We start from the raw sequence: 22,883 nt of genomic DNA, 5'->3' as shown, positions 1-22,883 counted from the left end.
CGTGACGGCCATGGAAGAGCACCACACTCCCGCGGCGCCGGCGTGGGGCGGTCCCGCGCGATGGAGGCACGGGCCGCCCGGGCGCGACCACTGGAACGACGAGGGGCGCCGCGCGCGCATGCCGTGGCGTTCCACGCTGCTGCTGACCGCTTTCGTGCTCATCGGCTCCAACTTCGCGGCCCACGCCCAGCACGGCGACCGGCTCGCGCTGGACCCCTTCTCCCGGGCGCTCCTCCTGGTTGGCTCCGGCCTGTTGCTCTGGCGGCAGCGATACCCGGTGTTCGTCGTGTTCGGCACGGCCGCCGTGGCCCTGGCATACGTGGCCGCGGGATATCCCTACGGGCCGGTCTTCCTTCCCGTCGCCGTGGCCTGCTTCAGCGCCGTGGTCGCCGGGCACCGCAGGGCGGCCTGGACGGCGGTCGGCCTGTTGTGGGCGGGCCATCTCCTGGTCGCGCACTGGCTGTACCGCGGACTGCCCCCGACCGGTGACCACCCTCCCTCCTGGATGCAGGAGATCGGCATCGCCACCTGGGTCGTGGCGGTGCTGGCCCTGTCGGAGCTGGTGCGCACGCGCCGTGAGCAGTGGAGCCGGGAAAGGGCCGAGCGCGCGCAGGCGGCCCGGCGGCGCGCCGACGAGGAACGGTTGCGGATCGCCCGCGAACTGCACGACGTACTGGCACACAGCATCTCGGTGATCAACGTCCAGGCAGGTGTCGGCCTCGCGCTCCTGGACTCCGACCCCGAACAGGCGCGTACGGCGCTCACCACCATCAAGGCGGCCAGCAAGGAGGCGCTCGGCGAGGTCCGGCAGGTCCTCGACACCCTGCGGGCGCCCGGGGAAGCCCCACGCGCGCCGGCTCCCGGGCTCGACCGGCTCCCCGAACTGGTCGAGCAGGCGGCGAGCGCCGGTCTCACGGTCGAGATCGAGGGTATCGAGGGTGAGGTCCCGGCTCCGGCCCCCGGCACGGACCTCGCCGCGTTCCGCATCGTCCAGGAAGCGCTCACCAATGTCGTACGGCATTCGGGTTCGCGCCGGGCACGGGTGCGGTTCGACCACGAGCGGGGCGTACTGCGGCTGCGGATCGACGACGACGGTCCCGCCACCGGCGCGGCGGCGGGCGGAAGCGGCAACGGGCTCGCGGGAATGCGGGAGCGGGCGGCCGCGCTCGGTGGCACGATCGAGGCCGGTCCGCGCGACGACGGAGGGTTCCGGGTGCTGGCCGTACTGCCGTGGAAGGCCAAGGAGGACAACCGGTGATCCGCGTACTGCTCGCCGACGACCAGTCACTGGTCAGGGCGGGCTTCAAGGCGCTGCTGGACGCGCAGCCGGACATCGAGGTCGCCGGGGAGGCCGCCGACGGCGAGGCGGCCGTGCGCTCGGTTCGTGAACTGCGCCCCGATGTCGTCCTGATGGACATCCGGATGCCCGTGCTTGACGGCCTCGCCGCCACCCGGCGCATCACCGGCGACGCGGATCTCGGGGCGGTCAAGGTGGTCATGCTGACCACGTTCGAGCTCGACGAGTACGTCTTCGAGGCCATCCGCTCCGGCGCCTCGGGTTTCCTGGTCAAGGACACCGAGCCCGATGAACTGCTGCGCGCGGTACGGGCGGTGGTCGAGGGCGACGCTCTCCTGTCGCCCGGGGTGACGCGTCGGCTGATCTCGGAGTTCGCGGCCCGTTCCAAGGTGCCGGAGTCGGCCGTGTCACTGGCCGAACTCACCGAGCGGGAAAGGGAGGTGATGGCGCTGGTCGGCATCGGGCTCTCGAACGACGAGATCGCCCGACGCCTGGTCGTCAGCCCGCTCACGGCCAAGACGCATGTCAGCCGGACGATGGTGAAGCTCGGGGCTCGCGACCGAGCCCAACTGGTGGTGCTCGCCTACGAGTCGGGCCTGGTGCGGCCGGGCTGGCTGGGCTGAGGCACGGCGGCCTCCTGGTGGAAACGGAACAGTACGGTGGCGACCCGTAGCGTGAAGAGGGCGGTGGCCAGGACGGCGCCCGTGGTGAGGAGCGCGTCCACCGCCCCGGACGACAGGTCGAGAACGAGAGCGGGGCCGGTGACGGTCCCGAAGGCGACCGCAGCGACGAACGCCGCGCTGGCCAGGGCGTATCCGATCTCGACGGTGACGGCGTCCCGCTGTGCCTGAGTGCGCCGCGCGTACGTCCGTCCCAGGTTGCCGCCGTAACTTCCCGTGTCTTCCCCGTTGTTGTGCATGGCCCGAGTCAACAGCGGTGCGCCCGGCGAGGCAAGAACCCCGCCGGACGCGCGCGTCGACGACCTCAATGATCACGGACTGTGACCCGCTTCGGCACGGCCCCGCCCGAGGCCGAGGGCGTGCTCGCCCCTCCCCCGTACGGACGCGGTCCTCAGCTCCAGGTGATGCCGGACTTCTCACGCCACAGCGTGGCGAGCGAGGCGTCGCCCGTAACGCTCGGAAACGGCGCGCGGTTCCACAGGGCCAGGTACAGAGACGCGGCGGGTCCCGCCAACTCACAGTCCACGTGCACGTCTTGGTGGTCGGAGTCCGCGTGATCGCCGCGTTCGGCGCGTGGCGGTCCGGGCGACAGGCGTACGGTCCACACGGCGTCCGACAGGTCCGTGGCTCGTACGCGCAGCACACGCGGCTCTTCGGTGCGGACGCTGCTCCTGTCGCGTCCGTGGAATCCGAGCAGCAACTCGTCGATCCCGTCGACCGCGAAGTCCGGCGGGACGGTGGTGGGGTCCCCGCCGAGCGCCGACTCGGCGTCGACCCGGTGCACGGTGGTCTCGTGTGCCTGCCGGCGCGCCCAGAAGGCCAGTGGCGAGGGTGCCGGCAGGAAGGTCCAGCACCGTACGTCCGGCGAGGAGCCGGCCAGTGTGTCCACGAGCCGCCGGTGTCCGTCGCGGAACCAGGCCAGCAGCTCGTCGTGGTCCAGATCCGGCAGTCCGCCGTCGGGGTGGTACGACGTGCGGCCCTCGGCGACGAACGAGGTGGCCCAGCGGTGGACCATGCCCGTGTGCCGAACCAGATCCCGCACCTGCCAGCCGGCGCAGGTCGGGACATCGGCGCCCATGCCCGCCTTCTCCGCGGCAGCGGCCAGCGACCTGCCCTCCCGGTCCAGGGTGTCCACGAACTCCCGAATATCCATGCCGCGAGTGTGCCCCATGCCGGCGGCCCGGTCGCGCGGAGTAGGAGGTGGAAGTGCGGGGGAGGGGAACCGAGTTCGGGGGACTCGGGTGCGCGAGGCGATGGCCGGCGCCTGCATGTCTCCGGCTCCGTCCAACGCGAGGCCGCCCGCGCATGCGCTCCTGGCGAGCCTCCGCGTAAGCCCTGGGCGCGAGTGGGCCGACGCGGGTACCCGGCGCGAGGGATCGACGCCCGGCGCCCCTCCGCCCCCGTCACCCCACGGCGGCGCGGCGCGTCGCGAATCCGATCAGGGCGGCTGTGGCGGCCAGCACGGCCACGCTGGTGAGCGCCGTCGGCAGGGAGTACCAGTCCGCCATGAACCCGATCGCGGGCGGCCCGAGCAGCAGGCCTCCGTACCCGAGGGTGGAGGCGACGGCGACGCCGCTCGCTCCGGCGAGCGCGCCTGCCCGGTCGACCGCCACGGGAAAGATGTTGGCGAGGCCGAGTCCGGTGACGGCGAATCCGAGGAGCGCCGCCCAGACGGAGGGCGCCAGCGAACCGAGCAGCATGCCGAGCGAGGCGGTCGTGCCGCCGATGACCAGGGTGCGGGTGCGGCCCAGCCGTTCGAGCAGTGCCGTCCCGCTCAGGCGGCCGATCGTCATGGCGAGGGCGAAGCACGAGTACCCGGCGGCGGCCAAGCCCGGGTGGGCGTCCAGGTCCTGCTCCAGATGGAGCGCGCCCCAGTCGGCGAGCGCGCCCTCGCCGTAGGCGGTGCACAGCGCGATCAGCCCGAAGACCACCACCAGGCCACGGGTGCGGGCGTCCACGAGCGGCGGTCCGGCAGGGCCGTCACCCTGAGGGCGGTCCGGCGACGGGGGGACCTCCTGGCGGAGCAGCGCGCGTCCCGCGACACCGGTCACGAGCAGGCCGATGACGGCGATCGCGAGCAGATGATGTGCCGGTGACAGATATCCGGCGACGAGCCCGCCGAGACCCGCTCCGAGCATGCCGCCCAGGCTGAAAGCCGCATGGAAACTGGGCATGACCGGGCGTCGCAGCGCGGCCACGAGATCGACCGCCGCGCTGTTCATGGCGACGTTGAGCCCGCCGTAGGCCGCGCCGAAGACCAGCAGGACGAGTCCGAGGACCGGCACCGAGTGGGCGAGCGGGGGCAGGACGATGCTCAGCGACAACAGCACCGCGCAGGCCACGGTCACCGGGTGACTGCCGAACCGCCGGCAGAGACGTCCCGTCAGCATCATGGTGATGACGGCCCCGGCGGAGACGCCGAGAAGGGCGAGGCCGAGGGCGCCGGAGGAGGCACCGGTCTGATCCTTGATGGCGGGGATGCGGACGACCCAGCCCGCGAAGACGAAGCCGTCGAGGGCGAAGAAGGCGGTGAGGACGATACGGAGTCGGGTGAGGGAGCGGTCCGGCACAACGCTGTGCGGGACCGTTTTGTTTATTGGCGGCACAAACTCACGTTAGACGGCTCCCACGTTCGGGGCAAGGGAAGCGGCGGGGCGGGATTCGATGCGCCCGGCCGGGCGAATGCGCTGGTGGGGGCTGGTGGAGACCCGGTCGATCCGGTGAGGTCCGGGCGAGGTTCTCGGGTGTGCGGTCCGTGCGGGGGTCGAGGCGGGCACGGAGGTGTGGGTCGCCAGGGTGGGCGCGGAGGTATGGCTCGCCAAGGCGGGCACGGAGGTGTGGGCCGTGTGAGGTCCGGTCCCTGGACGGCGCCTCGCTGTGCGGGGAAGGGCAAGGCCGTTGCCCGTGCGTTGGTGCGGACCGGGCGGTGCCTGCGCGAACGAGGGGCGACCGGGTCCCGGCCCGCGGGATTCCCTGTCGCCCCTCGCTACTCCCTGCCTGCGCCTCGCCAGTTGCCGGTCACCGTTCGCGGCCCGACTGTCTGCACGACGAACGACGAACGACGAACGACGAACGACGAACGACGAACGGCGCGTGGCCGCGGCTGTCGGCTCAGACCGCCGGAGCCGGGAAGACCGCCGGAGCCGGGAAGGTGGGGTACTCCACCCCGGAGACGTGCTGGACGACTCGGATGACCTGGCAGGAGTAGCCGAACTCGTTGTCGTACCAGAGGTAGAGGATCGCGTTGTCTTCCTCGACCTTGGTGGCGCCGGCGTCGACGATCGAGGCGTGGCGCGAGCCGATGAAGTCGCTGGACACCGCGTCGGGGGCGCTGATGAAGTCGATCTGGCGCTTGAGCGGCGAGGTCAGCGAGACGTTGCGGAGGTAGTCGAGGACCTCCTCGCGGGTGGTGGCACGGCCCAGGCGCAGGCTGAGGATCGCGATCGACACGTCCGGCACGGGGACGCGGATCGAGCTTCCGGTGATGGGAGCCTTGAGGTCGGGCAGCGCCTTGGCGACCGCGGAGGCGGCACCCGTCTCCGTGATGACCATGTTGAGCGGCGCGGAGCGGCCACGGCGGTCGGAGCTGTGGTAATTGTCCAGCAGGTTCTGGTCGTTGGTGAACGAGTGGACGGTCTCCACGTGCCCGCGCAGAACGCCGTACTCCTCCGCCATCGCCTTGAGCGGCGGCACGATCGCGTTGGTGGTGCAGGAGGCGCACGACAGGATCTGCTCGTCCGGCTTGATCATGTCGTGGTTGACGCCGTGCACGATGTTCGGGACGTCGCCCTTGCCCGGAGCCGTCAGGACGACCTTGTCGATGCCGGGGCGCAGGTGGTTCGACAGACCCTCGCGATCACGCCACTTGCCGGTGTTGTCGACGAGGATGGCGTCCTTGATGCCGTACGCCGTGTAGTCGATCTCGGACGGGTCGTTGGCGTAGATGACCTTGATCGCGTTGCCGTTGGCGACGATCGTGCTGTTCGCCTCGTCGACGGTGATCGTGCCCTGGAACTGGCCGTGGATGGAGTCGCGGCGCAGCAGCGAGGCGCGCTTGACGATGTCCTGGTCGCCGCCCTGGCGCACCACGATGGCGCGCAGGCGAAGGCCGTTGCCGGAGCCGGTCTTCTCGATGAGCAGCCGGGCGAGCAGGCGGCCGATGCGGCCGAACCCGTAGAGGACGACGTCACGACCCTCGCGGCGCTCGATCTTGTTCTCGCCGGTGGCGCCGGCGACCGACTCGGCGGTGAACTCCTCGACGGACAGGCCGCGGTCGTCGGCCTGGTACGTCGCGGCGAGCATGCCGATGTCGATCTGGGACGGGCCGAGGTCGAGCGTGGTGAGCGCCCGCAGGAACGGCAGCGTGTCGGTGACCGACAACTCCTCACCGGCGATCTGCCGGGCGAAGCGGTGAGTCTTGAGGATGCTCACCACCGACTTGTTCACCAGGGAGCGGCTGTGCAGGAGGACGGTGACGTCCTGCTTCCGGTGCAGCCTCCCGATGATGGGGATCATCGACTCCGCGATCTCTTCGCGGGTCTTCCAGTTGGTGAACGCGTCGTCGTTGACAGTCACAGAATCCATCTTTCGAGCTAGGTGGCGCTCATATGGTAACCGGACCCTCTTTCTGATCGTTCATGCGGTGTCCACTTGCGGTGAGGACGGCGTCCGCCGGGGCGTTCGGGGCATCGGATTCCGGCCCTTCGAGGGGCGCCCCCCGAACATGCGAAACCCCTTTCGGGCAGCGCCGTTCGCGACGACGGCCGTCAGGATGCGCGGCTGGGGAGGGGCGAGGGGCGTGGGGCGCGGGGCGCGCGAGGGCGGTGGGGGTGATGGCTATGGAGTGGTGAGCGTGATGGGGCGGTGTGGGCGTGGATTTCCCGCGGTCATACGGCGATGACCGTGATCCCCGCCTCCTCGAACCGCTCGATCGTCTCGGGTCCCGCTGCCGCGTCCGTGACGAGGGTGTCCACCGAGTCCGCCGCGCAGATGCGGGCGAACGCGCGCTGCCCCAGCTTGCTGGAGTCGGCGGCGACGATCACGCGCTCGGCCCGCTCGCACAGCAGACGGTTGATCGCGGCCTCCGCCTCGTCGTGGGCGGCGGCGCCGTGCGTGGCGTCCAGCGCGACCACGCCGAGCACCGCGACGTCCAGGGTGATCTGCTTGAGCACGCCGTCGGCCAGGGGTCCGATCAGCTCGTACGACTGCGGCCGGGCGACCCCGCCGGTCAGCACGATCTTGAACTGGGGGCGCACCGCGAGCTCGTTCGCGATGTTCAGCGCGTTCGTGACCACGGTCAGCGCGGGGGAGCCCGAGGCCAGGTCCGGTCGGACGGCGAGAGCGCGGGCCACCTCGGTGGTCGTGGTGCCGCCGGTGAGGCCCACCGCCTCTCCGGGGCTGACGAGGCCGGCCACCGCTTTGGCGATGCGCTGCTTCTCCGAGGCGTGCCGGGCGGTCTTGTAGCGCAGGGGCAGTTCGTAGGAGACGCCGTGCACGACGGCTCCGCCCCGGGTGCGTACGAGCATCTGCTGCTCGGCGAGCTGGTCGAAGTCGCGCCGGATCGTCGCGGCCGAGACCTCCAGCCGCGCCGCGGCCTCCTCGACGTCCAGTCGGCCCCGCTCCAGGAGCAGTTCCAGCAGTGCCTTCCACCGGGCGTCCCGCGACATCAGCGCCCTCCATTCCTCGTTCCTCAGCGACCTTAACGCACCTCATCCGCGCTCGAATGCTTGATTGTGCTTGAAAGGTCGCTATATCTTGCAGAAACGAGCATCACTGGGAGGGGTACCGCATGACGCATGTCGAGGAAGAGCTGAGCAGCCAGCCCGAGTGCTGGATCCGCGCCGCGGACGAGGCGGCGGCGCACGAGGCCGCGCTGCCGGCGCCGGGGGAACGCGTCGCGATCGTGGGATGCGGCACCTCGTTCTTCATGGCACAGGCCGCGGCGGCGCTCCGTGAACAGTCCGGGCAGGGGGAGACGGACGCGTTCGCCGCCTCGGAGTTCCCCGCGGCCCGCTCGTACGATCGGGTGATCGCGCTCACGCGCTCCGGGACGACCACCGAAGTGCTCGAACTGCTCGGACGGCTGCGCGGACGGACCCGTACGACCGCCGTCACCGCCGATCCGGACACGCCCGTGATGAAGTCCGCGGACGACGTCGTCGTGCTCGCCTTCGCCGACGAACGCTCCGTCGTGCAGACCCGTTTCGCGACGACCGCGCTCACCCTGCTCCGCGCCCATCTCGGCCTGCACGGCGACTCCGTCGTCGCGGACGCGCGCACCGCGCTCGACACCCCGCTGCCCGAAGGGCTCGTCGGCTGCTCGCAGTTCACCTTCCTCGGCCGCGGGTGGACCGTCGGGCTCGCCAACGAGGCCGGGCTCAAGATGCGGGAGGCGTCCCTCGCCTGGACCGAGTCCTACCCGGCGATGGAGTACCGGCACGGCCCCATCAGCATCACGACCAGCGGTACCGCCACCTGGATGCTCGGTGAGGCACCCGAGGGGCTGGCCGAACAGGTCCGGGGGACCGGCGGGCTGTGGGTGGACGGCGGCCTCGACCCGCTCGCCGAACTCGTCCGCGCCCAGCGCCTGGCCGTCGCCGTCGCCGCGGCGCGCGGCCTGGATCCCGACCTGCCCCGCCACCTCACCCGCTCGGTGATTCTCGGCCACTGAATTCGCCGAAGAGCCGAAGCGCGAACCACTGAGCTGCCGGAGCCACACAGCAGTCGGAGCGCCGAGTCGCTGAGCCGCCGGAGCCACACAGCCGCCGAAGCCGATCCACTGAGCCGCCGGAGCCTCACAGTTGCCGGAGCGCGTGAGCCGGCTCGATCACTCATGAAACAGGAGGAGTTGTGCCCCTCACCGCAACCGGCGAGCTGGTCGCCCGGGCCGCCGAGGCCCGCGCCGCCGTCGCCGCGTTCAACGTCATCACCCTGGAACACATCGAGGCGGTCATAGCGGGGGCGGAGTCGGCCGGAGCGCCCGTCGTGCTCCAAGTCAGCGAGAACGCGGTCAAGTTCCGTCATGGCCGGCTGCTCCCGCTGGCCCGGGCCGCGACCGCCGCCGCCGAACGGGCCTCGGTACCGGTCGCGTTGCACCTCGACCATGTGCAGAGCGACGAACTGCTGCGTCAGGCGCCCGGCGCCGGGTTCAGCTCCGTCATGTACGACGCGTCGCACCTGCCCTACGAGGAGAACCTGGCCGCCACCCGAGCGGCAGCCGACTGGGTACATGCCCAAGGCCTTTGGATCGAGGCCGAGTTGGGGGAGATCGGCGGCAAGAACGGGGAGCCGCCGCGGGACGCGCACACGCCCGGCGCCCGTACCGACCCCCTGGAGGCAGGTGCCTTCGTGGCCGACTCCGGGGTGGACGCGCTCGCCGTGGCGATCGGCAGCTCGCACGCGATGACGACCCGGACCGCGGCCCTCGACCACGGCCTCCTCAAGCGACTGACCGCCACGCTCGGCGTTCCCCTCGTGCTGCACGGTTCGTCCGGGGTGCCCGACACAGAGCTCCGGGCGGCCGTCGAAGGCGGTATCGCCAAGGTCAACGTCGGCACCGCGCTGAACATCGCGATGACGGGAGCGATCCGGGAGTTCCTCGCCACCAGCCCCGGCGCCGTGGACTCACGCAAGTACCTGGGGGTGGGACGGGAGGCCATGGCACGGACGGTGGCGCGACTCATCGGCGTCCTGCGGGGCTGACCGCCGTCCGAACCCGCAGCCTCCGGATACCGCCGTCGTCCAGATACCGCTACGGCCGGATATGCACCCCAAAGCGACGCCCGTCGGGTGCCGGGTCCGGTCGGAAGTCGTTTTCCACGTATGTGCTTTTGCACCGACGGCAGTTCGAGCGGGCGACAAGGTGGCTAGGGTGAACCACTATGGGGAGGCCGAAAGGGCACGGCAGGCTCGCGGGTGAACCTTCGCCCCGGAGGCCACTCGGGCACGCGTCCGGACGCCCCACGAACGCGGGGAGCAGGGGTTTGCGGTGTTTTCGGGGCAGGGCCGGTGCCGGGTCGGGCGCGGGACGGAGAAGGCCTTGAGCGGTCAACTTCTGGCTGGTATCCGTATGTCGGCGCGCAATGACGGCGTGTACACCCTGGTGAACGGGGCGGTGTCCGGAACCCGCCCGCACCCCGGCGCGCGTCGGGGACTCCGCCCGCGCGTACCTCTGGGCCCGATGTGAACGGACTGATCTACTACCTGGCCGCGGGCGTCCTCTGGATGGGGCTCGCCGCCCAGCTGCCCGACCTGCGCCGCCATCGGAGAGACCCGCTCAAGCGGTCGTTCTGCGCCGTCATCCTGCTGTCGGGACTCTGCTTCGTTCTCGGTGCCCCGCCCACCGTGATTCTCGTCAACAGGCTTACGGGCATACCGAACATGGCCGCGCCGCTCACCTACGGAGCGGTCACCGCCTTCGGCGCGGCCTCTCTCATCCTCATCGTGCACTGGCGGGGCAGTGACCCCGTCCAGGTGCGGCGCACCTCCCGGGCCTGGCTGTTCAGCTACCTGGGCGTGATCGCGGCCGAGGGCGTGCTGTTCTCGCTGGGGAACGCACCGGTCGAGCGCCGGGCCGACTTCGACACCTACTACGCCACGACGCCGTTCATCCGGGAGATGATCGTGCTGTATCTGATGGCGCACATGGTGGCCGCGGTGACGACGACCCTGTTGTGCTGGAGCTGGATACGGAAGGTGAAACGCTGGACCCGGGGCTCGCTGGCCCTGCTCGTGCTGGGCTGGCTGTTCACCAGCGCCTACGGCATCGTCAAGTGCGTCGCGCTGACCGCTCATTGGCTCGGCCACCGCTGGGACACCCTCAGCACCAGCGTCGCACCGCTGGTGGCGGTCGGCTCCTGTCTGGCCTCGGCCGGTTACATCCTTCCCCTCGTCGGCCCGCGCATCGACTCGGCCGTCACCTTCGTGCGGCTGCGTCCGCTGTTTCGTCTGCTCGCGGCGCCGACCAGCCGCAGGCGCTGTGTCACCGCGTTGTCGTGGCGGATGATCGGTGACGTCGAACTGCGGCTCACCACACGGGAGACCGCCATCCGTGACGGCCTCAAGCGGCTCTCAGGGCAGCTCGACGACCAGGTGCGCAGCCGTGCCTACCGCGACGCGCTGGCCGCCGGGTCCTCGGCGGCGGAGGCCGAGGTGATCGGTCTGGCCGCGATGGTCGCCGTGGCCGCTCTCGCCGACGCTCCGACCCCCATGGCGGAGACCGGCACCATCGGCATCTCGGTCGGTGACGTCGATGTGATCGTCTCCGTCAGCGCGCGGGTGCGACGGCCGGCCGGCGCTTCGCGGTCGTTGGACACGGGCCAGCCGTCCCTGCTGAGCCTGTCCAAGGCGGTGCGCACCCCGATCGTCGACGCCGCGATCCAGTCCCGGAGGACCGCGGTGCGACAGCTCTCCTGACCCGCTCGTACCGCACGCGCCGTCAAACGGCGAGCGGGCCCATGGAGTCGACGAAGACGCTCTCCTCGAAGGTCAGCGGCGGCCCGGCCAGCGGCTCCATGACGGGGCCCTTCAGGGTCGCCAGAAGCAGCTCGGTGTGCAGGAGACGGCTCGGCTCCGCCTGGAGGGTCGCGACCTTGGACCTGGCCGCGGACACGGAGTACGAGGTGGTGGCCACGCGCGCCAGCCGGCCCATGTAGTGGCTGAGAAGCCGGTCCACGAGAGACGGAGCCCGGCCGACGACCTCCGGGAACCACTGGTCCTGTGACGTGCTGATCGCGTAGGCGGCGGAGACGGATCTGGCGGCGGCACGCTGCACCGCGCGGGCGAACCCCGGGGCGGTGACATCGGTCTGCCGCAGCTGCCGGCTCAGCGCCTGGGCGCCCAGTGCCGCGACGGACATGCCCTGGCCGTGGACGGGGTTGAAGGTGGCGACGGCGTCACCGAGGACCACCAGACCCTCGGGCATCGCCGCCTTCTCGAAATCACGGCGCCTGTTGCGGGTGCTGCGGCTGAGGAACACCTCGCCGAGCGGCTCGGCGGCGGCCACGAGCTGACCGATGAGCGGGTGGCGCAGACCGAGGGCGAAGTCGGCGAACCCGTGGGGGTGGTTCGTGGGTTCGGCGCCGCGCGTGCCCGCGAGGGTGACCAGCCATCGGCCGTCCTCGATCGGCACCAGGGTCCCGGAACGCCCCGGCCGGGAAGCCGTCGGGTCGGCCTCGACCTGAATCAGCGGGAAGTACTCCGCGCCCCTCGGGACGCGGAAGACCCGGCTGGCGCAGACGAGACCCGAGTCGACCTCGTCGGTGGGTATGTCCGTGACGCCGAGCCCTTCGAGCCAGTGCTCGACACGTGAGCCGCGTCCGCTCGCGTCGACGACGAGATCGGCGCGCAGGTCCTCCTCCAGGCCTTCGGCGAGGACACGTACGCCGGTGACGCGTTCCGCCGTGCCCAGCAGCCCCAGTGCCTCGGCGCGGCGGACCATCACGGGAGTGGTGCCCAGGACCGCGTCACGCAGGGTCCAGTCGAACAGGTCGCGGCTGCAACAGGTGACCATCAGGTCGTCTGTCATGGTGGGCCAGCGTCGGTACCAGCCCTGCGGGCCGAAGCCCAGCATGCCGGTCAGGGACTGTTCGTGAGCTCCGGAAGCGAGCAGCCGCCCGTGCACGTTCGCCACCGGGAGTAGCTCCTGGATGGCGTCGCGTCCGCTGGGCAGCAGGATGTGGGCGTGCCGTGCCTGCGGGATCCGCTTGCGCGGGGACGGTCTGTCGGGCAGCTCGTCGCGCTCCAGGACGATCACTTCGTCCATGGAGCGGAACAGGGCCGAGGCGGCGAGCATGCCGGCCACGCTCCCGCCGATGACGACAGCGCGGCGCGACATGATTCCCCCAGATGTCATTGGTGATCGGCATCACTCTACGGTCGTAGCCGCAGGTGTCCAGGGGTGATCAAAAAGTGTATGGAATCTGTCGTCGGTGAGGAGAGGGGTCCGCCCCCGGGCAGCCGGCCTACCGCCCACTGTCCTTCTTCACGGCCCGGAGAATCACGAACTTGGCGTCGCCCGCGACCAGTTCGTTGTTGCCGAAGAGCCGGCGCAGTTTCAGGTGGTAGCCGAGGTGGCGATTGCCGATCACCCACAGCTCGCCACCCGGCCGCAGTGCGCGCCGGGCCTCCGAGAACATGCGCCACGCGGTCGTGTCCGTCGTCGCCTGGTGGGAGTGGAACGGGGGATTGTTCAGGACGAGGTCGACACTCCCCGAAGGGACTCCCTCCAGCCCGTCGGCGACACGGAACTCGGCGCTCCCGCCGGGGCCATCGCCGGCGTTCGCCCGGTAGGTCGCCTCCGCCGAGGCCACCGCCTGGTACGACTCGTCGGTGAACAGCACCTCGGCCTCGGGATTGGCCAGCGCGATGGCCGTGCCGAGGACGCCGTTGCCGCAGCCCAGGTCCACGACCCGCTCGGCGCCCCGGCTGCGCGGCAGATGTCCGAGGAAGAAGCGTGTGCCGATGTCGAGGCGGTCGGCACAGAAGACGCCCGCGTGGTTGACGACCGTACGCCCGGAGACCGGGCCGACGTCGTCGGGCAGCAAGTAGCTGTACGGCCAGGGGTTGGCCTTCCGGGCGATCCCCTGGAGCGGGGTGCAGAAGATCAGCCGGGCCTTCTTCTCGGCCAGCGACGTACGCGTCGGACCGAGGATCCGCTCGAAGAGGTGCAGCGTCGAGGTGTGGATCTCCTTGACCATCCCGGCGCCGATGACGACCGTTTCCTCGTGCACGCCGGGCGCCAGCCGGTACAGCTGGTCCTCCAGCAGCGCGAGGCTCTTCGGCACCCGCACCAGCAGCACGTCGATCCGCTCGGGCGGCGGATCCTGGGTCGTGAGGAGCCGGACCGCCGACTCCTCGGCACCGGCCCGCGCCAGATTGGAGCGGGTCGCCTCCCGCGCCAGGTGGGAGTCGGTGATCTGCGTCGGCCGCCGCTCGGACAACGCCGTCGTGAGGGCGCCCCACCGGTCGCCGACGATCACGACCGAACCCGTCAGCGGGGTGCCGCTCTCCGCGAGGTGCCGCAGGAGATACGTGTCAGCGGCGTCCCAGGCGCGCAGCCGGTCGCGGGGGTCCTCTGGAAAGCGGGCGAGTTCGTACTCGCCCCACGGTGTCGTCATCCGGTCGTTCATGGTGGGTCAAGGCTAAGCGACTCCGGCCGCCCGGGTGCGCGAGGATGGGGGCATGTCGAAGGACGCGGAGTTGTTCCGGCGCGGCAGGACGGAGATCGCACCCGGCGCCGTGCACCTTCCGGACTGGCTGGACGCAGCACGCCAGCGGCAGCTCCTCGAGGCATGCCGCGGCTGGGCCCGCCCGCCCGCGGGCCTGCGCACAGTCCGTACCCCCGGCGGCGGCACGATGACCGCGCGGCAGGTCTGTCTCGGCTGGCACTGGTACCCGTACGGCTACGCGCGGACGGTGACCGACGGTGACGGGTCGCCGGTGAAGGCCTTCCCCGACCGGCTCGGCCGGCTGGCCCGTGAAGCGGTCACGGACGCACTCGGCGCCGACGCACTGGACCCGGATCCGGCCGCCGCGTACGACATCGCGCTGATCAACTTCTACGACGCCGAAGCCCGCATGGGCATGCACCGCGACAGCGACGAATCGTGCGGCGCCCCGGTCGTGTCGCTGAGCCTGGGCGACACCTGTGTCTTCCGGTTCGGCAACACGGAGTCCCGTACACGGCCGTACACGGACGTCGAGCTGCGCAGCGGTGACCTGTTCGTGTTCGGAGGACCGTCGCGGCTGGCGTACCACGGGGTCCCGAAGGTGTACGCGGGCACGGCGCCGCCCGAGCTGGGGCTGACCGGACGGCTGAACCTCACGCTCCGGGCGGGCGGCTTCCCACCGGAGCCCGCCCGGTAGCCGCCGACCCCGTCCCGGTCGTGCGCGGGCCGCGTGACCGGACGGTTCCCGCGCGAGCGGATCATGGGAGACTCGCCCTCATGAACGGCAAGGCGGGCCCCCGGACGGCGGGGGATGGCAGCACGCGGACACGGCTCGACCGGGGGCGCGGAGCGCTCGGACCGGCGCTGGAACTTGTGCACACCGGACGCGCGCCGACGCGTGCCGTGCTGACCGCCGAGCTGGGTGTCACCCGGGCGACCGCGGGCGCCGTGGCCGCGGAGCTTGAGGCGCTGGGGCTGATCCGGGTCGACGCGCGGCCCGGGGCCGCCGCCGGTTCCCAGGGGCGGCCCTCGCACCGGCTGGAGGTCGCCGAGGACGGGCCCGTCGCACTGGCCGCGCAGGTGCACGCCGACGGGTTCCGCGCCGCGCTGGTCGGGCTCGGCGGCCGGATCGTCGCGACCGCGCCCGGCTGCGAGACCGTCGACGCCGATCCCGCGAAGGTGCTCGGCTCGGTCGTCGACGCGGGCGCACAACTCCTCCGCGAGACCGGGCGCCGCTGTGTGGGCGCCGGGCTCGCCGTACCCTCGGCCGTCGCCGAACCCGAAGGGCTCGCGCTCAACCCGCTGCACCTGGCCTGGCCCGCCGGCTCGCCCGTCCGCGAGATCTTCGCGGAGCGGGTGCGTGCGGCCGGCATCGAGGGGCCGGCGTTCGCCGCCAACGACGTCAACCTCGCCGCCCTTGCCGAGCACCGGCACGGCGCGGGCCGAGGCGCCCGCGACCTGCTGTGCGTGGCCACCGGACACCGTGGCGTCGGCGGTGCCCTGGTGCTCGACGGCCGTCTGCACACCGGCAGTTCGGGGCTGGCCCTCGAAGTCGGCCATCTCACCGTCAATCCCGAGGGCCGCCCCTGCCACTGCGGAAGCCGCGGCTGTCTCGACGTCGAGGCCGACCCGCTCGCCTTCCTCACCGCGGCGGGCCGGGCCCCGGGACCCGAGGTGTCGCTGCTCCAGCAGTCCAACGAGCTGATCCGCCACGAGAGCGCCGATCCGTCCGTCCGCACGGCCATCGAGGCGCTGATCGACCGTCTGGGCCTCGGCCTGGCGGGGCTCGTCAACATCCTCAACCCGGACCGCATCATCCTCGGCGGACTGCACCGCTCCCTGCTGGACGCCGATCCGGACCGGCTGCGCGCCGTCGTCGCCGACCGCAGCCTGTGGGGACGAAGCGGCGGCGTACCGATCCTCCCCTGCACCCTGGACCACAACAGCCTTGTCGGGGCGGCCGAGTTGGCCTGGCAGCCGGTACTTGACGACCCACTGAAGGCGCTGCCCGTCTGACCCGACACCCCCACCACCCTCACGAGTGCCGGGACCTGTGACCCTCGCGAAGGGCCGAGGGGCCTGTCACGCGCGAAGCGCCGAGGGGCCTTGCGCGCCCACGACGAGCCGACGGGCCCCTCACACCTGCGAAATGCCGTGAGCCATGACGCCCACGAGCGCCAGGCGACGCTGGCGTTCTCGGTGAGGATCCGGTCCACCAGCTCCTTACCCAGGGCGAGTTCGAGCCTCGGCCGGACGCGGCGCAGCAGATACGGCATCCCCGGGCCGCCGTCGACCGAACGGGCCGCCGCGGTGGTCGTGTCGCCGCCGAGCAGCAGCCGGTCGCCGAAATCGGCGTCGGCGAGGGCACGCAGGGCGTCGGGCATGCGCCAGTCGGTACCGTGGTTGGCGCGAGAGGGGCCGTCGAAGGCGAGATAGGCACCCGACGCGGCGGCCTCGCCGTGCACCACGAGGTCCGGGGAACGGTTGAGGTGGCCGAGGATCACCCGGTGCGGCGGCACACCCAACTCCCCGCACGGCAGGTCGAGCACGTCCAGTGCGCCGGTGCCCAGCTCCAGATGCACGGCGATCGGCGCACCGGTGGCGTGGTGGGCCTCGGCCGCCGCGGCCATCGTCCAGTGGGCGTGCGCGTCCAGGGCGTGGAAGCCGCCCGCGACCTTGATCAGCCCGGCCCGGACCCCGGTCGTCCCGATTCCCGTCGTGAGCTCGGCGACGAAGACCCCGGCAAGCCTCCCGCGCAGCTCGCTCAGCGACTGCTCCGTGTAGTGCGCCGCTTGGTGCAGTCCGGTCGCCGCGACGACATGGACCCCGGTGTCGCGGGAGACCAACGGCAGATCCGCCGCCCGCCGGCCGAGGCCGTACGGAGTCCACTGGACCACGCTGCCGCCGCCCTGCGCGCGGAACGCGGCCAGTTCGGCCCGCGCGGCGGACGCGTCGCACAGTTCCTGTCCAGGCAGCCGAGGACTGCCGAAGAAGAGATGGTCGTGCGCGTCGCACACCCCGAGGTCTTCGGGGAGCACATCGCCCAGCACCGTACGGACCAAGGCCACCGCGGTCACGACTCCCGTCCCGGGGCAGGCCGGTCACCCGGCGCCAGCAGCGCGAGCAGTCCCCGGACCCCGGCGTCGAAGGGGGCCGGTGAACCGGAGGCCCGCGCCAGGACGTATCCGCCCTGGACGGTCGCGAGGATCGTCGAGGCGATCTCCTCGCCGTCGAGCGTGGGCGCGAACTGCCCCTGCTCCCGGCCCTCTTCGACCAGGGAGGCCAGCCGCCCGCGCAGCCAGGACAGGGCCTCGTCGACCGGCGCGCGCAGTTCGGCGCTCGCGATCACGTCCGGGCCCGACCGCCGGCGATCGTCCGGGCTCGACCGTTCGCAATCGTTCGGGCAGAACCGTCGCTCGAAGCAGCCCGGGAGCCCACGCGAAGCAGCCCCGGGAGCCCACGCGAAGCAGCCCAGGGAGCCCACGCGAAGCAGCCCGAGGACCCCGCCGTACTCCCCGGGAGGTACGCGCACGGCCGCTGGCCGTACGACGACTCGGACCCCCTGCCGGGGCGAGTCTCGAAGCATCACCAAGAGCTCCCGCGCAGAAGCGTGGTTCCACCGAGGAGATGACTCGAGATGCAGACCCTGGCGAACTGGGACGGCGGCCCCGGCCCGTGGATCCTGTTCTTTCCGCTGATCTGGGCGGCCGTCGTGATCGGCGTCGTGACCGTGCTGCGGCGCACCGCCTGGCGCGGACGCCGTGGCCCCTGGCGGGCGACGGGCGGTTTCGGCCCCGGCGGCTCCCTGCCGGCCGGTGACTCGCCGATCGCCGTGCTCGGTCGCCGCTTCGCCTCCGGAGAGATCGACGAGGACGAGTACTGGCGCCGGCTCTCCGTCCTCGACGAGCAGTTCGGACGTACGGGCAAGGGCGGTGCCGCGTGACCGCCGCGCTCTCCCGCCCGGACGCGGCCCGTGTCGTCGAGGCCGTGAAGGTCTACGGCAGCGGCGACACGGCCGTGCGGGCCCTGGACGGGGTGAGCGTCGGCTTTCCGGCCGGCCGCTTCACCGCGATCATGGGGCCCTCGGGCTCCGGCAAGTCCACCCTCATGCACTGCGCGGCCGGGCTCGACACCCTCAGCTCGGGGGCCGCCTACATCGGCGACACCGAGCTCGGCACCCTCGACGACCGCAGGCTGACCCTGCTGCGCCGCGACCGCGTCGGCTTCGTCTTCCAGGCCTTCAACCTGATTCCGACGCTCACCGTCGCCGAGAACATCGCCCTGCCCATGGACCTCGCCGGGACCAAGGGTTCGCGCGAGTGGACGGACGCCCTCGTCGACGTCGTCGGACTGCGCGACCGGCTCCACCACCGGCCGAGCGAGCTGTCCGGCGGACAGCAGCAACGCGTCGCCGTGGCACGGGCGTTCGCCTCGCAGCCCGACGTCGTCTTCGCCGACGAACCCACCGGCAACCTCGACTCCCGCTCCGGCCAGGAAGTCCTCGGTCTCCTCGGCCGGGCGGTGCGCCGGATGGACCGCACGGTGGTCATGGTCACGCACGACCCGGTCGCCGCCGCGCACGCCGACGAGGTGGTGTTCCTCGCCGACGGACGCCTCGTGGACCGGATGGAGAATCCCACGGCCGACAAGGTCCTCGACCGTATGAAGGCCTTCGACAGCAAGGGCGCGCCCGTATGAACACCGCACTGCGCCTCAGCCTCTCGTCGCTGCGCGGCCACGGACGCCGCTTCGCCGGGACGTTCTTCGCCGTGTTCCTCGGCGTCGCCTTCCTGGCCGGCACCCTCGTCATGGGCGACACCCTGCGCGCCGCGTTCGACACGATGTTCGGCGACGCGGCCAGGGGCACCGACGCCGTCGTCCGCAGCGCCGGGGTCATCACCACGCCGGGGCAGAGCCAGGGCGTCCGCGCGCCTGTCGGCACGGATCTGGTCGCGGCGATCGAGCGGGTTCCCGGTGTCGCGGCCGCGGCGCCCGACATCCAGGGCGCCGGCCAGCTCATCGGCTCCGACGGCAAGCCCGTCGGCGGACAGGGCCCTCCCACCCTCGCCGGCAACTGGATCGCCGACCCCGAGCTCAACGCGTACCGGCTCGCCGAAGGCCGCGCACCGGCCAGGTCCGGCCAGGTCCGGCGAGGTCGTCGTCAACAGGGGAGCCGCCGAGAAGGGCCATCTGAGGATCGGCGACACGACCGTCCTGCGCACGCCCGACCCGGTCCGGGTGACGATCGTGGGCCTCGCGACCTTCGGCGGCGAGGACGGCATGGCCCAGGTGACGTTCACCGGGATGACGCAGGCCGACGCGGAGAGCCATCTGACCGCGAAGCCCGGCGAGGCCGCGAGCATCCGGGTGCGCGCCGGCCCCGGAGTCGGTCAGCACGAGCTCGTCATCGCCCTGACTCCCGTACTCCCCAAGGGAGTCGAGGCGATCACGGGGCAGGAGTCGGCGCAGGAGAACACCGACATGGTCTCCAGCCGGTTCCTGACCCTCTTCACCACGCTCCTGCTCGTCTTCTCCGGCATCGCACTCCTGGTGGCGACCTTCTCGATCCACAACACCTTCGCGATCGTCGTCGCCCAACGCACGCGTGAGAACGCGCTGTTGCGCGCTCTCGGTGCCTCGCGCCGCCAGGTCACCGCCTCGACCCTGGCCGAGGCGATCGTCGTCGCCGTGACCGCCTCGGCCGCGGGGATCGCCGGCGGCATCGGTGTCGCGGCCGGACTTCAGGCACTCTTTCCGGCCATCGGTTTCCCCTTCCCCGACGGCGGCCTGGTGATCAGCGGCTTGTCCATGCTGCTGCCCCCGGCCGTGGGCATCGTCGTCTGTCTCGGTTCAGCCCTGCTGCCCGCCGCCCGCGCGGGACGCACCGCCCCGCTCGCCGCACTGCGGGAGACGGCGGTCGACGAGTCCGGTGCCTCGCGCGCACGGGCGACGGCGGGCGGGGGACTGGCCGCCCTGGCACTAACTGTCACCCTGACCGGTGTCCTGCTGACCCGGTCGCTGTGGCTGGCCGGGCTCGGCGGCGCGCTGGCCCTCGCCGCCTTCGTCGTCCTCGGCCCGGTCGCGTCCTCGGCGGCCGTACGCGTCATCGGCGCGCCTCTCGGCCGGCTGCGCGGTGTCACGGGTTCACTCGCCCGGCGCAACGCGCTGCGCAGCCCCAGGCGGACCGCCGCCACCGCCGGCGCCCTGATGATCGGCGTCGCCGTCGTCTCGCTGTTCACGGTCTTCGGCGCCTCCCTCAAGGCCACGATGGACCGGACGGTCTCGCGTTCCTTCGCCGGTGATGTCGCGGTCAGCACACCGTCGTTCGGCGCGGGCGGCAGCGGACTCAGCCCGGAACTGGCCCCGGCCATCGCGCGCACACCCGAGGTCGAGTACGCCGTCGGACTGGGGAAGGGCGTCGCCGAGGTCGACGGCGAGGGCCGGGCGCTGACGGTCACCGATCCGGTCACGCTCGGCAAGGTCTTCGACCTCGGCCGCGTCCAGGGCTCACTCGGCGGCCTCGGCACCGACGGCATCGCGATCACCCGCGACGAGGCCGCCCGGCAGCACTTGGCGCCCGGCGGCACGGTCCGCCTCGTCTTCACCGACGGGCAGCGGGTGAACTTCACCGTCCGGGCCGTCTACAGCCGTTCGGAACTCGCGGGCGACTACGTCATCACCCGCGCGTCCTGGGCCCCGCACCGCACCCAGGACGCCGACACGCTCGTCGCCGTCTCCTTCAAGGACGGTGTGAGCACGGCCCAGGGCAAGTCCGCGGTGCGGAAGGTCGCAGAGCGGTACGGCAGTCCCGAGGTGCAGACCCGGGAGGAGTACGCGCGGTCCTCGGCGGCCGGCATCGACATGATGCTGACCCTGGTCTACGCGCTGCTCGCCCTCGCGGTGTTCATCGCCCTGCTCGGCATCGCCAACACCCTCACGCTCGCGATCCACGAACGCACACGCGAACTCGGCCTGCTGCGGGCCGTCGGACAGAGCCGGGCGCAGCTGCGCGCCATGGTCCGCTGGGAGTCGGTGCTCGTCGCCGCGTTCGGCACGGCGGGCGGACTCGCCCTCGGTGCCTTCCTCGGCTGGGTGCTGGTAGAGGCCTCCGACGGGGCGTCGGACAGCGCCTTCGCCTTCGCGGTCCCGCCGTTGCGTCTCGCGGTGGTGGCGCTGGTGGGACTCGCCGCCGGGGCGCTCGCGGGACTGCGTCCGGCCCGGCGGGCGGCACGCCTCGACGTGCTGCGGGCCATCGCCACGGAGTGAGCAACCCGGAGCCGTACGACGCCCGTGCGTGAGCGGCGTACGAGAGTGGGGTCACCGCCCGGTTCCGTACGACGCCCATGAGTCAGCGGCGTACGGGAGGGAGGTCACCGCCCGGTCAGCCGGCAACGGCCGACCGGGCGGGAGCGTGTTCCGGCCTGAGGACGTCGACGGTCTGCCGGAGCGTGACCTCGCCTGCGGTCTCGTACGGCGGACGCAGCGAAGCCGCCACCACGGGGGTGGACGCCGGAAGCGTGAACCACACCGACTTGCCCGACTCGCCGTCGGGCCGCACACCCCAGCTCTCGCTCACCGCCGCGACCATGGCGAGGCCGCGTCCGCAGGTGGAACCGGGTCCGGCTTCGCGCACCACGGGAAGCCGGGGGTCGTGGTCGTGCACCGAGACCGTGAGCCGGTCGAGCAGCAGCTCGATCTCCACGGTGCAGACTTTGTCCGGCTGGGCATGCCGGTGCACATTGGACAGCAGCTCGGTCACGCCGAGCGCGGCCCGGTCTATCAAGGGGTCCAGATGCCAGTAGCGCAACTGCGCAGAGACGATTCTGCGGACCTGGCCGATCCGCGACGGCAGAGCTTGGAGCTCCACCGCGCAATGTCTGCTTGGCTGGCTGATCACGGCTGCGACTCCCCGAATTGAGGTCCGGAAGAAGGCGGAGATCGGATCCAGCAGAGTGGCTGAGTGGAACGGCCGCCTGCTGCGATGGCCGGCGGCTGGTTCGCAGCGTTATCGCCGGTAAACCCAGAGTGATGTGACATCAGAGTGACTCAGGGGGCACGGTCCCGCAACTCGCGGTGTTTCAGGATGTGCGGCGGGGCGCGGCCGGCACTTCTCAGCCGCTGCGTCCCGCCGCCTTGCGGACCGCCTCGATGAAGCGGCGCGCCGACGGGGGCCCCGGCCGGCCGGGCGCCGGATCGCGCTCGCCGAGCGTGAGCGAGTACCGCGTGCCGTTGACATCCGCCAACGCCCGGTCCTCGTGGGCGAACCAGGGTTTCGAGGCGCGCACCGCCTGAACCGGCGCGCTGTCGATCTCGCTGCCGTAGCTGGTGAGCAGTTCCAGCCTGCCGTCGCTGATCCGGACCTGTCCGGCCCGGGTGAGCGAACGCAGCCTCTTCCCGATCCGCACGCCCGTGGCCGTGAACTCCGGCTCCGCCATGACGCTCCGCCCCCTTGTGCGCTCCGGCTGTGTTCTGTCGTGACCCAGTGTGCATCCGCGTCGGGGGCGACCGCCCCGCGCGGTGCAGTCTGCCCGCAGGTGGCGCCGAGCACCAGTGCGTATGGCGAGGTGGTCGCGGTGACGGGAGCAAAGGCCGGGATGCGCCCCCCTGGACCTGCATCCGCCGCTTGCCGCATTCGGATTCCGCGCGTCCCCCCAGGGGTGCCTTTGGGTCGCTCAAAGGTGTGTTTATGCAGGTGAGAAGCGTGCGGATGGTGCTTATGATCGAGGCGTCCGACCAGTC

Annotated in this window: 18 protein-coding genes and 3 pseudogenes; 10 read left to right on the top strand and 11 right to left on the bottom strand. The window is 71.8% G+C overall.

Annotated features, from left to right (window positions below; translation table 11 throughout):
* Window positions 1-10: 10 nt before the first annotated feature.
* Window positions 11-1,258, top strand: a complete 1,248-nt coding sequence (locus ABZV42_RS08910; RefSeq protein ID WP_356051324.1) for a sensor histidine kinase — start codon at window positions 11-13, stop codon at window positions 1,256-1,258.
* Window positions 1,255-1,920: a response regulator transcription factor gene (locus tag ABZV42_RS08905; protein WP_355987755.1), complete on the top strand. Its 666-nt coding sequence runs from the start codon at window positions 1,255-1,257 to the stop codon at window positions 1,918-1,920. The genes ABZV42_RS08910 and ABZV42_RS08905 overlap by 4 nt, the downstream gene beginning before the upstream one ends.
* Here the strand turns inward: ABZV42_RS08905 and ABZV42_RS08900 are convergent.
* The 5 genes from ABZV42_RS08900 to ABZV42_RS08880 form a co-directional block, all read right to left on the bottom strand.
* Window positions 1,881-2,216 carry a DUF6332 family protein gene (locus tag ABZV42_RS08900; protein ID WP_355987757.1) on the bottom strand — a complete coding sequence of 112 codons (336 nt, stop codon included), beginning with the start codon at window positions 2,214-2,216 and terminating at the stop codon, window positions 1,881-1,883. The two genes, ABZV42_RS08905 and ABZV42_RS08900, sit on opposite strands and share 40 nt — an antisense overlap.
* A gap of 152 nt (window positions 2,217-2,368) precedes the next feature.
* The gene (locus ABZV42_RS08895; RefSeq protein WP_356051322.1) at window positions 2,369-3,130 is read right to left on the bottom strand and encodes a maleylpyruvate isomerase family mycothiol-dependent enzyme; all 762 of its coding nucleotides are present in this window, start codon (window positions 3,128-3,130) and stop codon (window positions 2,369-2,371) included.
* Window positions 3,131-3,380: 250 nt separating this feature from the next.
* Window positions 3,381-4,547, bottom strand: coding sequence for an MFS transporter (locus tag ABZV42_RS08890; protein WP_355987841.1), 1,167 nt, complete (start codon window positions 4,545-4,547; stop codon window positions 3,381-3,383).
* Between the two features lie 541 nt (window positions 4,548-5,088).
* Complete coding sequence (locus ABZV42_RS08885) at window positions 5,089-6,552, bottom strand: glyceraldehyde-3-phosphate dehydrogenase (protein ID WP_355987761.1); 1,464 nt, start codon at window positions 6,550-6,552, stop codon at window positions 5,089-5,091.
* A gap of 311 nt (window positions 6,553-6,863) precedes the next feature.
* Window positions 6,864-7,643 (bottom strand): DeoR/GlpR family DNA-binding transcription regulator, encoded by a 780-nt coding sequence (locus ABZV42_RS08880; protein ID WP_355987763.1) that lies wholly within the window; start codon window positions 7,641-7,643, stop codon window positions 6,864-6,866.
* Between the two features lie 122 nt (window positions 7,644-7,765).
* Here ABZV42_RS08880 and ABZV42_RS08875 point away from each other — a divergent pair, with 122 nt between their 5' ends.
* The 3 genes from ABZV42_RS08875 (at window position 7,766) to ABZV42_RS08865 (ending at window position 11,391) form a co-directional block, all read left to right on the top strand.
* The gene (locus ABZV42_RS08875) at window positions 7,766-8,647 is read left to right on the top strand and encodes an SIS domain-containing protein (protein WP_356051320.1); all 882 of its coding nucleotides are present in this window, start codon (window positions 7,766-7,768) and stop codon (window positions 8,645-8,647) included.
* A gap of 179 nt (window positions 8,648-8,826) precedes the next feature.
* Window positions 8,827-9,678, top strand: coding sequence for a class II fructose-bisphosphate aldolase (locus ABZV42_RS08870; RefSeq protein WP_355987767.1), 852 nt, complete (start codon window positions 8,827-8,829; stop codon window positions 9,676-9,678).
* Window positions 9,679-10,158: 480 nt separating this feature from the next.
* A complete protein-coding gene (locus ABZV42_RS08865; protein ID WP_355987769.1) occupies window positions 10,159-11,391 on the top strand; it encodes an MAB_1171c family putative transporter in 1,233 nt (410 codons plus the stop codon).
* Window positions 11,392-11,413: 22 nt separating this feature from the next.
* Here the strand turns inward: ABZV42_RS08865 and ABZV42_RS08860 are convergent, their stop codons facing one another.
* On the bottom strand, window positions 11,414-12,811 hold the full coding sequence (locus ABZV42_RS08860) for an FAD-dependent monooxygenase (RefSeq protein ID WP_356051318.1): 1,398 nt from the start codon (window positions 12,809-12,811) through the stop codon (window positions 11,414-11,416).
* A gap of 127 nt (window positions 12,812-12,938) precedes the next feature.
* Window positions 12,939-14,105, bottom strand: a complete 1,167-nt coding sequence (locus ABZV42_RS08855) for a methyltransferase (protein ID WP_356051316.1) — start codon at window positions 14,103-14,105, stop codon at window positions 12,939-12,941.
* A gap of 52 nt (window positions 14,106-14,157) precedes the next feature.
* On the opposite strand from ABZV42_RS08855, the gene ABZV42_RS08850 reads away from it, so the two are divergent.
* A complete protein-coding gene (locus ABZV42_RS08850; RefSeq protein ID WP_355987775.1) occupies window positions 14,158-14,841 on the top strand; it encodes an alpha-ketoglutarate-dependent dioxygenase AlkB in 684 nt (227 codons plus the stop codon).
* 80 nt (window positions 14,842-14,921) lie between these two features.
* The gene (locus ABZV42_RS08845; protein WP_355987777.1) at window positions 14,922-16,160 is read left to right on the top strand and encodes an ROK family protein; all 1,239 of its coding nucleotides are present in this window, start codon (window positions 14,922-14,924) and stop codon (window positions 16,158-16,160) included.
* A 176-nt stretch (window positions 16,161-16,336) separates the two neighbouring features.
* On the opposite strand, the pseudogene ABZV42_RS08840 reads toward ABZV42_RS08845, so the two are convergent.
* A pseudogene (locus ABZV42_RS08840) lies at window positions 16,337-17,212 on the bottom strand (phosphotriesterase); the annotation flags it as partial.
* A gap of 5 nt (window positions 17,213-17,217) precedes the next feature.
* A pseudogene (locus ABZV42_RS08835) lies at window positions 17,218-17,499 on the bottom strand (TetR/AcrR family transcriptional regulator); the annotation flags it as partial.
* Window positions 17,500-17,781: 282 nt separating this feature from the next.
* Here ABZV42_RS08835 and ABZV42_RS08830 point away from each other — a divergent pair.
* From ABZV42_RS08830 to ABZV42_RS08820, 3 genes and pseudogenes are all read left to right on the top strand, one after another.
* Window positions 17,782-18,087, top strand: coding sequence for an SHOCT domain-containing protein (locus ABZV42_RS08830; RefSeq protein WP_355987779.1), 306 nt, complete (start codon window positions 17,782-17,784; stop codon window positions 18,085-18,087).
* Window positions 18,084-18,842 (top strand): ABC transporter ATP-binding protein, encoded by a 759-nt coding sequence (locus tag ABZV42_RS08825; RefSeq protein ID WP_356051314.1) that lies wholly within the window; start codon window positions 18,084-18,086, stop codon window positions 18,840-18,842. The genes ABZV42_RS08830 and ABZV42_RS08825 overlap by 4 nt, the downstream gene beginning before the upstream one ends.
* Window positions 18,839-21,410 (top strand): annotated as a pseudogene (locus ABZV42_RS08820) (ABC transporter permease). Before ABZV42_RS08825 ends, ABZV42_RS08820 begins: the two are co-directional and overlap by 4 nt.
* Window positions 21,411-21,525: 115 nt before the next feature.
* Here ABZV42_RS08820 and ABZV42_RS08815 read toward each other — a convergent pair.
* Window positions 21,526-22,041 carry an ATP-binding protein gene (locus tag ABZV42_RS08815; RefSeq protein ID WP_355987785.1) on the bottom strand — a complete coding sequence of 172 codons (516 nt, stop codon included), beginning with the start codon at window positions 22,039-22,041 and terminating at the stop codon, window positions 21,526-21,528.
* Window positions 22,042-22,255: 214 nt separating this feature from the next.
* Complete coding sequence (locus tag ABZV42_RS08810) at window positions 22,256-22,579, bottom strand: hypothetical protein (protein ID WP_355987787.1); 324 nt, start codon at window positions 22,577-22,579, stop codon at window positions 22,256-22,258.
* Window positions 22,580-22,883: the final 304 nt, after the last annotated feature.

This window comes from Streptomyces sp. NPDC005281 (assembly GCF_040607495.1).
GTDB lineage: Bacteria > Actinomycetota > Actinomycetes > Streptomycetales > Streptomycetaceae > Streptomyces.
Note: the sequence above shows the minus strand (reverse complement) of the source record. Positions and strands in the feature narration are given on the sequence as shown.

Coding starts and splice junctions, on each gene's coding strand:
- ABZV42_RS08845 (WP_355987777.1), top strand. CDS start 14,922: ATGAACGGCAAGGCGGGCCCCCGGACGGCGGGGGATGGCAGCACGCGG.
- ABZV42_RS08880 (WP_355987763.1), bottom strand. CDS start 7,643: ATGTCGCGGGACGCCCGGTGGAAGGCACTGCTGGAACTGCTCCTGGAG.
- ABZV42_RS08900 (WP_355987757.1), bottom strand. CDS start 2,216: ATGCACAACAACGGGGAAGACACGGGAAGTTACGGCGGCAACCTGGGA.
- ABZV42_RS08850 (WP_355987775.1), top strand. CDS start 14,158: ATGTCGAAGGACGCGGAGTTGTTCCGGCGCGGCAGGACGGAGATCGCA.
- ABZV42_RS08830 (WP_355987779.1), top strand. CDS start 17,782: ATGCAGACCCTGGCGAACTGGGACGGCGGCCCCGGCCCGTGGATCCTG.
- ABZV42_RS08910 (WP_356051324.1), top strand. CDS start 11: ATGGAAGAGCACCACACTCCCGCGGCGCCGGCGTGGGGCGGTCCCGCG.
- ABZV42_RS08810 (WP_355987787.1), bottom strand. CDS start 22,579: ATGGCGGAGCCGGAGTTCACGGCCACGGGCGTGCGGATCGGGAAGAGG.
- ABZV42_RS08875 (WP_356051320.1), top strand. CDS start 7,766: ATGACGCATGTCGAGGAAGAGCTGAGCAGCCAGCCCGAGTGCTGGATC.
- ABZV42_RS08860 (WP_356051318.1), bottom strand. CDS start 12,811: ATGTCGCGCCGCGCTGTCGTCATCGGCGGGAGCGTGGCCGGCATGCTC.
- ABZV42_RS08855 (WP_356051316.1), bottom strand. CDS start 14,105: ATGAACGACCGGATGACGACACCGTGGGGCGAGTACGAACTCGCCCGC.
- ABZV42_RS08895 (WP_356051322.1), bottom strand. CDS start 3,130: ATGGATATTCGGGAGTTCGTGGACACCCTGGACCGGGAGGGCAGGTCG.